Below are 12,623 nucleotides of genomic sequence, written 5' to 3' on the forward strand. Positions count from 1 at the left end.
AGTGTGAGTGTCTGAATTGACAACTACCCCTCGAATATGGACATAGTGGGATATGTCCACTCGCGAGGTTGTATTTCTCATCTTCGACGGGGTGAAGCACCTCGATATCGCTGGCCCCGCAGAGGTGTTCACGGAGGCATCACGATTCGGAGCCGACTACCGACTTCGTTATGTCTCGGCCACAGGTGCGTCTGCACGAACGTCGATCGGGTCAACGTTTGCGGCAGACAGCGCCGCATCAGAGGTGAGCCGAGCCGACATCGTCGTGATCCCTGGTGGTGACGCGGTTCCGACGGAACCCATTCCGCCTGGTGTGCTGTCTGCCACCAGGCATCTTGTCCGCGTCAGCGCTCGGGTTGCCTCGGTGTGCACGGGCACTTTTCTGCTCGCCGCGACGGGAGCGCTGGCCGGGAAGCGGGCGACGACGCATTGGGCGCATGCCGATCTTCTTGCTCGCATCTACCCGACGATCGAAGTCGATCCTGATGCGATATTCGTGCGTGATGGTGCCCTCTTCACCTCTGCGGGTGTCACGTCAGGAATCGACCTCGCTCTCGCTCTGATCGAGTCCGATCATGGCGTAGACCTGGCCCGCGATGTGGCTCGTCATCTGGTCGTGTACATGCAGCGTCCCGGCGGCCAGTCGCAGTACTCGGCGATGCTTGCTCACTCTCGCAGCAGTCAGGAGAACGTGCGGCGAGTCGTCGATAACGTCACGGCACATCCGGACGCCGCGCATGGACTCGATGAACTCGCGCGCATCGCGGGGGTGAGTGCGCGACATCTGGCACGCCTATTCCGTACAGAACTGGATATGACGCCGACAGAGTTCGTGGAACAGACGCGCCTGGAACACGCAAAGGGGCTTCTGCTGAGCGGAGAGTCTGTGGCTACCACTGCTCGGCGGACGGGATTTCACAACCCGGAAACGATGCGGCGACTGTTCGTCGCGCACACGGGGGTTCCGCCCAGCCAGTATCAGCAGCGCTTCGCCACCACCGGCCGCAGTTAGTCGACCTCAGCGCCCCGCGCTCGCTCCGGGGAAGCGGGCAGTCTCCACCTTTTGAGCGATGTTCGACGGCGCCGACTTCACGCTGCTCGCCGGGGAGGGGCGAGGCGCCGGATCTAGATCCGTGCTGTGCGTCCCACCCCTTCCCGAACCTGCGATCCCTGCGGGATCAGTTCCCCACCTTCGCTGGACTCGCATTGCCGAGAACCTCGTCGACGAGTCGCACATCCTCCCCTACTGTGAAGGTGCATGCGCACGGGGTCTGATCGTCACCGTCATCCCCAGTTGACGGTTTGGTTCGTCCCCACACCCGAACGATCAACGCATGCGATGAGGTTCTCTCGAGCAGTTCAGTCCCCAATGGGCTGCTCGAGAGAACCGTTCTGGGAAAATCTTCCCACGTTTTTGGCGATTTGTCCCCCAAATGGGGGACAAGAGTGAGTTTTTCCCGCTAGGGTGTTTCTGACGCACCCCTCCGGTCGTCTTTGGCCCTCATCGCTCCCCCCGCGATGAGGGCCGTTTATTTTCGGTTCCGGAGCCTGTGCGCAAGTCCGCTCATGCAACATTTGGATTACCATCCGGGCCGAGCTATTCCCCTCGGGTCCTGCGCAGATAATGTGGGCAACGTCGGGGCACCCTGCGTCGACGACATTCCAGAAGAACGGCAGTACATGAGTACCCAAGGCACGGTTAAGTGGTTCAACTCGGAGAAGGGCTTCGGCTTTATCTCCCCCGATGACGGCGGCGCTGACGTCTTCGCGCACTACTCCGCCATTGAAGCAAGCGGCTACCGCTCACTCGACGAGAACCAGCGCGTCGAGTTCGAGGTGGCGCAGGGCCCCAAGGGCCTGCAGGCCGAGAACATCCGCCCCATCTGAGGGCCGAGCACAACACTCCCCGATCGAGCGCGCCACCAGCGTGGCTCGACGGGGAGTGTTGTGCTTTCTCGGGTGTTAGAGGCTCTCGTGCAGAAGCAGTGGCTGCAAAGCGGCCGGGTCGGCGGCGCGGAATGCTGCGGGATCACCTTCGGCTGAGTCGCCGAAGCCCCACTCGGAGAAGATGACGGGGATGCCGAACTCGGCTGCGCCCTCGACATCGTGGTGCCGGTCGCCGATGAGTACCGGCTTCGAGGTGTCGGCGCCAGCTTCCTGCAGTCGCTCCAGAGCCCAGCCGATCACATCCGCTTTGCCGTCGTTGCGGCCCACAGTGCCGCTTCGCGCACCGGAGATCGCGGTGAACAGGTCGCTCAGGTTGTAATGGTCAAGGATCGCCCGCACCTGGTTCTCGGGCTTCGTGCTCGCCGTGGCCTGCGGGATGCCGGCGGCCGCGACCGCGCGAATCACGTCGGGGATGCCCGGGTAGATATCGACGGATGCCGCGTACCCGTCGCGTGCGGCCAGCTCGCGGTAGCGGACGAGCGCGTCATCTGCCTGGTCCGGGGTGAGCCCGGCGAGGTTCTGGAACGATTCGTACAGCGGCGGACCGACCCAGCGGGGCATCGCGGCTGAATCGGGTGCTGCGACGCCGAAGGATGCGAGCACCTCGAGAAGTCGAGGAAAGATGCCGGGAGTCGCGTCGGCGATCGTGCCGTCGACGTCCCAGAGCACGCAGGTGTAGGGAGAGAGAAGCATGCATCCAGCCTATGGCCGGTCATCGCGAGCCGGAATTCACCGAGACGAGTGGTCAGCTCTCGGCTCTTGGAGGTGCCAATTGCTGGCGTCCCGCGACGCCGAGCTTGCGAAATGCCCGTTGCAGGTGGCCCTCGACCGTGCGCACCGAGAGGAAGAGGGCCTGCGCGATCTCGGGACTGGTCTGGCCGGACGCTGCACGCCGCGACACTTCGAACTCCCGCTCGGACAGCACGGTGCGGTCAACGCGCGTGCGCCCGAGAATCGGAGTGTCGACCTCACCTAATTCGGCGAGTCTGTCTGCCGCCGTCGTCACAATCGACGGCACTGGGCGCGGACGCTTTCCTTCGCGTGCAAGCCGCAGTGATGCCTGAGCAAGTTCAGCGGCGAACAGTGTGTGATCCGCATCCCGGTGTGTCGTGAGTGCGCGTTGGAGCGCGTCGTCATCACCCTGAAGTGCCCCCGCGTAGTCGGACAGTGCCGTCGCGAGCGTGCCCTGCACGTGCGCGGTCGCCGCGGAAAGCAGAGAAATGTCATCATGGATGCCGAAACGCCACCCGTCATGAACCAATCGCATGTAGACGCCGAGGTGGCCATCGCGGTGTGCGCGATCCACCTGAGACTGCCACTGAGCCCTGACCGCGGGAGCGCCATTGCTGAGCACTCGTGCGAGCAGCAGCATTCGCTCCGCTTCCGGATTCAGCGGTCCTTCGACGGCGAACGCTGCCTCCGTTGTCTCGACCAACTCGGCGGTTCCCGATGCATAACCCAGCAGCGCGCTTGCAGATGTCGCCGCCGCCGCGAAGTAGGCAGTCATGCCGAATCGATTCTCGGTGCCTATCGATACCAGCACCTGGCGCAAAATGCTCAGAGCAGTGGCCGCGTCGCCGGCGACCAGTCGCGTCATGCCTGCTGCCGCGAGAAACAGGGCGGGGAGGGATGCAGAGCGCGACCCACCCAGAGTCGCCGAGTTCATCATCGTGCTGAGCAGTCCCTGAACTCACGGAAGCGACGAAGCGCGTGATGAGGAGCTCTCCCTGCTGGGTGATCGGAATCTGCTGCCAGTGTGGACCGTTCAGTAGCGCGGTGACTTCGTCGATCACCTCGAGAGATCGTCCTGCGAGTACCTCGAGCAGCAGTGCACTCTGCAGGCTGGATGCGCGCACATCGGCATCGAGGCCCACGTCATCGGCATGCGATCGCAGTCGTTCGGCGGGCACCGGGCGGCCGGCACGGGCGCGCAGCAGGTCGCGACGGGCGATGAGTTCAGCCGTGCGACGTGGATCATCGCCGGGTCGGTCACGCAGAAGCGCCGCTGCTTCGTCGATGCGGCCATCAGCTGCGATGACTGTCGCGGCCCAGATGCGCACTGGTTGCGAGCGCTCGGTGAGCTTCCCGAGGCTGGTGAGTGCTTCGTCGGCGCGACCGAGCTCGAACAGGGCGCGGGAGCGCGCGAGCATGAGCGTTTCGGATCCCGGCGTCCCGGCATCCGTCTCGGTGAACGTGAGCACGGCGTCGAACCGGCGTGCCCGCAGCGCCTCGTCGACGATCGAGTCTCGGGCATCGGCACTGAGCGAGATGCCAGCGCGGACGGCGTGCGACATGACGGCGATACGCGTCTGCGGCTGCATCTTGTGCACGAATTGCATCGCGCGCTCGGCGTGCCAACGCAACTCACGCGCGGGCCGTCCGGCAATCACGGTGTGGGAGGTGAGCCCTGAGCCCAACCGCACGGCTTCGAAGTCGGCATCCGGCTCTTGCACGGATACCGTCCACGACGCCTCGAGCAGATCTGCCTCGATGGCGCTCTCGATCGCTTCCGGGCCAGCGAGTTCGACCGCCAGGACTCGCGGGATCTCCCCGGTGACAGTGATGAGCTCGACGGCCACTTTGACCGGCTCAGGCTGGTGTGCCAACCTCAACGCGACGAATTCGCCGATACGCCGACCCCGCGGTTGCCACCCATCGGAGAGCGTCGCGTACCCGCGAACCTCTGGGAAACTGTCTGAGTCGTTCGCGTCGATGATGAGTTCGCGCAGATACCGCATGTTGCGGCCCGCTGCCTCGAGCAGCCGGTGTGCTGTGTCGATGGTGACCGCTCGACCGAGATGCTCTTCAGCGAGCACCATGGAGTCTGCGTTGGTGAGATCGTCCAGCGTGAATTCTTGGCACTGGAGGGCCAGCGCACGCAACGGTGTGGCCAGATTTCTCGCCTTGGTGCTGACCAGAGCGATACGCAGCGTGCTGTCGGTCACCGCTTGTGCGAGGGCTGCCGCGCTTGCCTCGTCGATGAACTCGGCATCGTCGAGGAGCAGAGCGCGAGGCCCGGACGCATCCCTCGCAGCGAGCGCAGCGATCAGCTCGACGGGAGATGCAGGGGTGCTACCTGGTGCCTGTGCGGTCATAGCGGCAAGGGCCGCAAACGGCACGTCGCGCAGCAGAGCGTTGCCGGTGTATCGGTGCACTGAACCTGGCCATGTATGCAGCGCCCGCGTGACGAAAACGCTGCGCCCGCTGCCGGATTCGCCGAAAACGGCGAGGCCATGACCTTCTTCCCAGCGAGCGCGCGCGGCGATCTCGTGAGATCGACGGGAGGGGAGCGAAGCGGGAAACGCGCGGTTGTCGTCTCTCGGTTCGCTCACCCCCCGACTCTAGCGAAGGGGTCGTGTCACGACCCCGTCTGGCAGACAGTGCCTTCGGGCGGCATGGTTCCGGTGAGGAGATAATCTGCGGTGTATTCGTCGACGCAGGATGACTTCGACATGAACGATCCGCCGTGTCCGACACTGTTGAGAGTGAGCAGCGTCGCATTTCCGAGCTCTTCTACCAGCTTCTGAGAACCGCTATACGGCGTCGTGTGATCGTTGATTAGTCCGACGACGAGGATAGGAGCATCCGGAGATCCCGAGAAGGTGTCGGTGATGTCATCTCCGCTGTTGGGCAGCGCGCCGCAGGTGAGATCGATCCACCCGCGCAGGGAATCATCGTTGATCTCGGGCCCACCCAGCGCTTCAGGGAGGCCAGTGTCGATGATGTGTTCCACCAGCTCGGACAGGCGTGGGTCGGCGGGGAACGAGTGGCAACTCACGATCGTCCCGTTCAGGTCGACGCTCGATCCGCCATCTGCCTGCGCCAGGGCAATGGAGTCAATACTGGCCTGATCCTGTGACAGCGCGGCGGTGAGTGTTTCGAGCGCGAGCTCTCGGCCCGTGGTGCCCTGATAGAGCGCGGAGATGACGAAGCCGAAGAGCATGTCCCCCGGCACCGTGGTCCCATCAGTCGCGACGAGAGGTTCCACGGCGATCAGATCCACCGTGGTGAAGCTCCTCGCTTCGTCGGTCACTGGACACGCGGATACCTCATAGAGTTCGCCGCAGCCCGCAAGCAGGGCATCGGTTTCGTGCACGAGCGCAATGTTCTGGTTGAAGTTCCCCAGCGGGCTTGCCCAGTTGCTCGGTATTGCGCTGTCGAGCACCATGCGTCCCACCTTCTCGGGGAAGAGCGTCGCGTAGGTGGCACCGACCACAGTTCCGTAGGAGTACCCGAGGTAGTGCATGGAGTCATCGTCCATGAGGCTGCGCAGCAACTCCATATCTCTGGCGACCTGGGACGTACCCATCGTCAGCGCGATCGGGGCTTGCTCTGCGCACAGCGCGAGATTGAGTTCTGTGATGGTGGATTGAGCTTCGCACTCGGTCGGCGTGCTGCGTCCGATGCCTCGTGGATCGAAACCCAAAATGTCGTAGTTGTCGAGAACCTCGACGAAACTCGGACTGGCAGGCATCGTGAAAGCGTAATTGAGGCCGCTTACGCCGGGGCCACCCGGGTTGCCGAGCAGCGTTCCGATCGGAGCATCCGCTCCTGTCGACGGGATGTGCACCGCGGCGAGCTGTATCGTCTCGTCGCTGTCGGCATCGTTCCAGTCGTAAGGTGCCTCGATCATGCTGCATACGTAGGTATCGACGGGGGTGCCAAGCTCGCCGAGTCTGTCGGCGAGTGAATCACTCATGCCGAAGGAATCGTCGCACTCGCCCCATTCGACGGTCTGGGCGTAGACCTCAGGGAAGGCAGCTGCCTGCGTGGCGCTGGCCGTGCCGGCCTCGTCGGTTGCTGAGCATCCTGTCAGCACCAGCATGACCGCCATGCCTGCTGATATAGCGCTCGCGACAGCTCGCGCTCTGCGTCGCTGTTTCCTCATGAATGCTCCATAGCTGTCGGCGTCGTTGCGCCCGGCTGGGCACTAATCGAGTGTGACAGCGGGCGCTCTGGCGGCACCGACCGAACGGCACGAACAGGTAGTTCTAATCGCGTAATCGCGTAATCGCTCTCGCGACTCAGAAAAGGCGCGGAACGCCCGAGTCGATGCCCTTCATCTCGTCATAATCGAGGACGAGGCAGCGGATGCCACGGTCTTCAGCGAGCACCCGAGCCTGCGGCTTGATCTCCTGCGCCGCGAACACGCCCTGCACCGGAGCGAGGTGCGGATCGCGCCCGAGGAGCTCGAGATAACGTGTGAGCTGCTCGACGCCGTCGATGTCCCCGCGGCGCTTGATCTCGACCGCGATGGCAGCGCCGTCGGCATCCCGGACCATCAGATCCACCGGACCGATCGCCGTCGGATACTCGCGCCGCACCAGTGTTGCGCCCTCGCTGACAAGTTCGACCTGCTCGGCGAGCAGACGCTGCAGGTCGGCCTCCACGCCGTCCTTCTGCAGACCGGGATCGATACCGAGCTCATGCGCCGAGTCGTGCAGCACCTCGTAGATCTGCACGCGCAGCGCATCGCCGGTCTTCTTGTGGGTGACGCGCCACACCTCGAGCACGCCGGCGCTGCCCTCAGCCTCGGTCGGATCTTCGGTGGCGAGGGTGCACGGCGGGCTCATCCAGTTCAGCGGTTTGTAGCTGCCGCCGTCGGAGTGCACCAGCAGACTCCCGTCCCCCTTGTGCACGAGCAGTCGTGTGGCGAGGGGGAGGTGGGCGTTGAGCCGCCCGGTGTAATCCACGGAGCAGCGAGCAATGACGAGACGCACTCGACGAGCCTAACTGCCGTTGGACGTATTGCGCGCTGCGGCGCCCGCCTTCGCGTTCAGCGCGAGCGGTTTCGCGGCCCCGGAGAACAGTCCGGATGCCACGACCAGCGCGACCAGGATGAACAACGTGTTCAGCAGGCCGATGTGCTCGCTGATCAGGCCCAGAATCGGGGGACCGCCGAGGAACGCGACGTAGCCGATCGTCGCAGCTGCGCTCACTCGCGCAGCAGCCTTCGCCGGGTCATCGGCAGCAGCTGACATGCCCAGGGGGAACCCGAGCGAGGCGCCGACACCCCACAGCGCGGCTCCCACGAAGACGAGGGGGAGGGATGGGGCCAGGATGAACAGCAGGATGCCGGCGGCTGCGGCGACAGCGAGAACTCGCAGCACGAGCACGCGTCCGAATCTGTCCACCAGGGGACCGCCGAAGATCCGCACTGCCGTCATACACACCGAGAAGACGGTCAGTGCCGCGGCCCCGATCGCCGTGCCCCCGCCGTGGTCTTCGGCAGCGCCGAGCGCGAGCCAGTCGTTCGCCCCGCCCTCAGCGAAGGACATACCGAGCATGACGACGCCGAGGGCGTAGGTGCGAGGTTCGCGCCACGCCGACAGGGCCAGGTGCATGCGTTCACGCCAGTGCGGCTTGTCGCCGGGTTCGGCCGGATCGAGTCCGGCGTCGCGGTTGGGCACATTGGTGAAACATGCGAACGCGCCAATGAAGATGATCGCGGCGACCACGAGTGCGTGCGTGGCGACGTCGAGGTGCCAGGTGGTCGCTATCCAGCCGAGACCGGCGCCGATGACGGTGCCGAAACTGAAGAATGCGTGGAACAGCGGCAGGATCGTTTTGCCCGCCTCCTGCTCGATGGCGGTGGCTTCGACGTTCATCATGATGTCGAGGCATCCGTTGCCGAACCCGAACAGCGCGAGACCGATGGTGACGAGCGGGAATGACGCGAACACGGTCGTGCCGACGCCGATCAAGACGAGACCGAGCGCGAGCATGATCATCATCGCCAGCATCCCGCGCCGCGCGCCGATGCGTACCATCACGGCGGGCCCGGTCGAGATGCCGAGGATCGAGGCCACGCCCATGCCGAGCAGGAGCAGGCCGATCTGCGCGTTGTCGACGCCGAGCGCGGACTTGATGTCCGGCACACGCGAGGCCCAGGTCGCGATCGACGTGCCGCTGGCGAGGAAGATCGCGAAGATCGCGTTGCGCCAGCGAACGTACTGCGAACGGGTGAGAGCAAAGTCCATGAAAAGAGCGTATCGAATCGATTCGATCGATGGGAACATTTCGAGATATCCTCGATGCATGACCGCCGATGCCGCCGCACGACGCGCAACGCTTGCCGATGTCGCTCGCCGCGCTGAAGTCTCCACGTCGACCGCGTCGGTCGTGTTCAGCGGCAAGACCAAGGTTTCGGATGCCACCCGCGAGCGTGTGCTCGCCGCAGCGGCAGCTCTCGGCTATGCCGGCCCCGACCCGCGAGCGGCGTCGCTGCGCATGGGGCGCAGCGGAATCGTCGCCGTCGTTCTCGAGGGCCAGTTGCGGGCGGCGTTCCTTGATCCGGTCACGATTCCGATGATGGATGGCCTCACCGATGCGCTCGCGTCGCTGGGCGCGGGGCTGCTTCTGCTGCGCGACGAGGTTGACGGCGCCCACGCCCCCGCGCTGACGACCGCGCCGGTGGATGCTGTCGTGCTGATCGGATGCTCGGGACGAACGCGGGAGTCGCTGGAGGTCGTTCGAAGCCGCGGGCTTCCGGTTGTCGTCATCGAGGGCGACGCCGGGGAGGGGGTGCCGCAAATCACTCTGGACAACCGCGAGGCCGCAGCCGAAATAGCCCGCCATGTGCAGGGTCTCGGGCACAAGCGCGTCGTCGCCGTCACCCTGCCGCTGAACAGCACAGCCGCCCGCGGACCGATTAGTGACGACCAGTGGAATGACGCCACTGTCGAGGTCAGCATCGACCGCTTCGACGGCATCCGTGATGTCTATCCCGATGTGCCGGCGTTCGCGGCTGCCGGCAGCTCGATCGACGAGGGTGTGATCGCCGGGCGTGCGCTGCTGGCTGATCCGGCGTCGCGTCCCACGGCGGTGCTGGCGCAAAGCGATCTGCTGGCTGCCGGCGTCATCCGTGCGGCCGAAGAGCTCGGCCTGCGCGTTCCGGAAGATGTGAGCGTGGCCGGTTTTGACGGTATCCGCGTCGACGGCATCGGCGAGCATGTGCTCACGACCATGGTGCAGCCGGCGTTTGAGAAGGGGCGCGCAGCGGGAGAGCAGATTGCCCGGATGCTGCGCGACGAGCCGTCGTCATCGTTGCACTTCACGTGCCGCTTCCGCGCGGGCACGACGACGGCGGCTCCGCACGGGCGCTGACCGTCGCGCTCTTGTGCTGACGACGTCGCGCTCGTCTGCTGTCGTCGCGTTCTTGGTGGCAACATCGCCCGCCATGGTTGCCGTCCACTATCGGGACGGGCGTGTCGTTCGCGTCCGCTGTGAGTACCAGGTAATCTGCTCGTAATCTCAGTTTAACAATGTGGTTATATAACTTGGTATCGTTACCCAACGGTCCGAGGAGGGACGACGATGAACACACCAGGCCCGGCGGACATCCGCCAAGCGAATGCCATCGCCTGCATCGGCGTATTCCGTGCGGACGATGCAACGCTGAGCATCAGTGACATCGTCGCCAGAACCGGTCTTTCGCGCCCGACGGTCGATGCGGTGATCTCCGGATTCGAACGGCGGGGGCTGGTCACGGTAGTCGCGGCAGCCGAGGTCGCCAGCAGCGGAGGGCGTCCGGCACGGCGCTATGAGATGGTGGCCTCCAGTGGGCTCGTCGCCGGCATCGACGCGGGACCACGCAACATCCGGGTTCTTCTCGCGGATCTGCGAGGTCGCGTCGTGGCTCGCGCTGAACGCGTGGTCAGCGTCGTTCTGACAGCAGATGAACGACTGGCATTGGTCGTGGAGGTGCTCGAGGAGGCGCTGCAACGGAGCGGGCACTCCGCCGATCGCCTGCAGAGCGCCTGCGTCGCCGTGTCGGGAATCATCGGAGCGTCTGGTCGGATCTGTGACAGCTTCGCCGTTCCGGAGTGGAACGACGTGGCCATCGCTGAGCACGTCACGAGCCATTTCGGCTGCACCACTGTGCTCGAGAACGACATCAAACTCGCCGCGTATGCCGAACACCATATGGGTGCGGCGCGTGATGTCGATAACATCCTCTTCATCCAGGCCGGAAACCGGGTATCCCTTGCCCAGACCTTCGACGGCCAGATCTTCCAGGGTGCGCACCGCAGCGCTGGCGAGGTCAGCAGCCTCAGGGGCATGCGGTGGACGAAGACATCTGTCAAAGGACAGCTCACCTGGCGAAGCGGAGAGACCGCGGAACACGTGTTCGCGAGAGCTTCTGCCGGAGCGCAGGACGCGCTCGACGAGGTCCAGGCGTTCATCGTGGAGATCGCGCCGACGCTCACCACGGTCAGCCTGGTCGTGGACCCCGCCCGCATCGTCGTCGGCGGCGGTCTGTCCCGCGCCGGGGACCTGTTCGTCGACATGCTGCGCGACGAGATGCATCGCCTCATCGTGCTGGCGGTCAAGCCGGATGTCGTCGCTTCGTCGCTAGGCTCCGTCGGCACGGCAGCCGGTGCACTTGCCCTCGCTTTCCAAACCGGCTCACAGGACCTCTTCGGAATCGTCGACGTTCCGGTCCCGGACATGGTTCTGCCCCAGGACGGTGACACCGCATGAGTCTGCGGGTCGGGATCGTCGGCATCGGCGCGCGGGCGGCGATCGGACGCTGGGTCAGCGCAGCTGACACGGAGGCCGTGCTCGTGGCCGCTGCGGACGTCCGTCCGCAGGCTGAGATGCGCGCCCGCGAACTCTATGGCGACGAGATCGCGTTCGTCACCGATTTCCGTGACCTCGTCGCCCACCGGTTGGATGCGGTGATCGTGACCACCCCGGATGACACGCACGCGGATGTCGCCGAGTTCCTGCTGCAGGCGGGAATCGCTGTCTACCTGGAGAAGCCGCTGGCCATCACCGTGGCGGACTCTGACCGGATACTCCGCGCCGCGTATGAATCGGGCAGCAGGCTCTACATCGGTCACAACATGCGGCACATGAACGTCGTGCGTCGTCTGCGCGACATCATCACCAGCGGTGCGATCGGCGAGGTCAAAGCAATCTGGTGCCGGCACTTCGTCGGACATGGCGGCGACTACTACTTCAAGGACTGGCACGCGGAGCGTTCGCACGTCGGCAGCCTGCTCCTGCAAAAGGGCGCCCACGACATCGACGTGATCCATTGGCTTGCCGACGGCTATACCGAGCGGGTCACCGGCATGGGCGATCTGGCGATCTATGCAGATGTGGCTTCGCGTCGTGACAACGCCGATCGGCTCATGGGGGACTGGTTCAGCTACGACAACTGGCCGCCGGAGGAGCAGACCGACCTGAATCCGATCATCGACGTCGAGGACATCTCGATGATCCAGATGCGCCTCGACAATGGAGTGCTGGCGTCGTACCAGCAATGCCATTTCACTCCGGACTACTGGCGCAATTACACGGTCATCGGCACGCGTGGTCGTGCTGAGAACTTCGGCGATGCCGCGGGTGGTGTCGTCCGAGTGTGGAACCAGCGGCACAACTATCAGGAGCACGGCGACCTCGAATATCCCATCACGGGAGACGAGGACGGACACGGAGACGCCGACCAGCTCACCATGGCAGAGTTCCTCCGTTTCGTTCGCGACGGAGGCACGACACAGACGTCACCTCTCGCCGCACGCCAGGCTGTCGCGACCGGTATCACCGCCGCTGAGTCGTTACGGGCCGGATCGATGCCAAAAGCGATCGATCCGGTTTCGCCAGCCATCAGGAAGTACTTCGACAACCATCAGGTTCGCGGCTGAAGGCACTGGCCTTCATAACCGTGC

The 12,623-nt window shown here is 64.6% G+C and carries 11 protein-coding genes; 5 read left to right on the forward strand and 6 right to left on the reverse strand.

The window, feature by feature from the left end; all coding sequences use genetic code 11:
- Positions 1 to 52 precede the first annotated feature (52 nt).
- Positions 53 to 1,012 (forward strand): GlxA family transcriptional regulator, encoded by a 960-nt coding sequence (locus ACSU1L_RS08705; protein WP_439255453.1) that lies wholly within the window; start codon positions 53 to 55, stop codon positions 1,010 to 1,012.
- Positions 1,013 to 1,680: 668 nt separating this feature from the next.
- On the forward strand, positions 1,681 to 1,887 hold the full coding sequence (locus ACSU1L_RS08710) for a cold-shock protein (RefSeq protein ID WP_033105552.1): 207 nt from the start codon (positions 1,681 to 1,683) through the stop codon (positions 1,885 to 1,887).
- A 75-nt stretch (positions 1,888 to 1,962) separates the two neighbouring features.
- On the opposite strand, the gene ACSU1L_RS08715 is transcribed toward ACSU1L_RS08710, so the two are convergent.
- From ACSU1L_RS08715 to ACSU1L_RS08740, 6 genes are all read right to left on the reverse strand, one after another.
- Entirely contained in the window at positions 1,963 to 2,640 is a 678-nt protein-coding gene (locus ACSU1L_RS08715) for an HAD hydrolase-like protein (RefSeq protein ID WP_439255454.1), read from the reverse strand.
- Positions 2,641 to 2,692: 52 nt separating this feature from the next.
- Positions 2,693 to 3,253 carry a response regulator transcription factor gene (locus ACSU1L_RS08720; protein ID WP_439255455.1) on the reverse strand — a complete coding sequence of 187 codons (561 nt, stop codon included), beginning with the start codon at positions 3,251 to 3,253 and terminating at the stop codon, positions 2,693 to 2,695.
- Positions 3,198 to 5,279, reverse strand: coding sequence for a hypothetical protein (locus ACSU1L_RS08725; RefSeq protein ID WP_439255456.1), 2,082 nt, complete (start codon positions 5,277 to 5,279; stop codon positions 3,198 to 3,200). The genes ACSU1L_RS08720 and ACSU1L_RS08725 overlap by 56 nt, the downstream gene beginning before the upstream one ends.
- A gap of 26 nt (positions 5,280 to 5,305) precedes the next feature.
- On the reverse strand, positions 5,306 to 6,781 hold the full coding sequence (locus ACSU1L_RS08730; RefSeq protein WP_439255457.1) for an alpha/beta hydrolase: 1,476 nt from the start codon (positions 6,779 to 6,781) through the stop codon (positions 5,306 to 5,308).
- Between the two features lie 190 nt (positions 6,782 to 6,971).
- The gene (nucS, locus tag ACSU1L_RS08735; protein WP_439255458.1) at positions 6,972 to 7,667 is read right to left on the reverse strand and encodes an endonuclease NucS; all 696 of its coding nucleotides are present in this window, start codon (positions 7,665 to 7,667) and stop codon (positions 6,972 to 6,974) included.
- 9 nt (positions 7,668 to 7,676) lie between these two features.
- Positions 7,677 to 8,927 (reverse strand): MFS transporter, encoded by a 1,251-nt coding sequence (locus ACSU1L_RS08740; protein WP_439255459.1) that lies wholly within the window; start codon positions 8,925 to 8,927, stop codon positions 7,677 to 7,679.
- Positions 8,928 to 8,985: 58 nt separating this feature from the next.
- Here ACSU1L_RS08740 and ACSU1L_RS08745 point away from each other — a divergent pair, with 58 nt between their 5' ends.
- The 3 genes from ACSU1L_RS08745 (at position 8,986) to ACSU1L_RS08755 (ending at position 12,599) form a co-directional block, all read left to right on the forward strand.
- Positions 8,986 to 10,053: a LacI family DNA-binding transcriptional regulator gene (locus ACSU1L_RS08745; RefSeq protein ID WP_439255460.1), complete on the forward strand. Its 1,068-nt coding sequence runs from the start codon at positions 8,986 to 8,988 to the stop codon at positions 10,051 to 10,053.
- A gap of 210 nt (positions 10,054 to 10,263) precedes the next feature.
- Positions 10,264 to 11,430 (forward strand): ROK family transcriptional regulator, encoded by a 1,167-nt coding sequence (locus ACSU1L_RS08750; protein ID WP_439255461.1) that lies wholly within the window; start codon positions 10,264 to 10,266, stop codon positions 11,428 to 11,430.
- Positions 11,427 to 12,599 (forward strand): Gfo/Idh/MocA family protein, encoded by a 1,173-nt coding sequence (locus ACSU1L_RS08755; protein WP_439255462.1) that lies wholly within the window; start codon positions 11,427 to 11,429, stop codon positions 12,597 to 12,599. Before ACSU1L_RS08750 ends, ACSU1L_RS08755 begins: the two co-directional genes overlap by 4 nt.
- Positions 12,600 to 12,623 lie beyond the last annotated feature (24 nt).

It is taken from the genome of Microbacterium sp. A94, from assembly GCF_051842855.1.
In the GTDB taxonomy this organism is placed as follows: Bacteria; Actinomycetota; Actinomycetes; order Actinomycetales; family Microbacteriaceae; genus Microbacterium.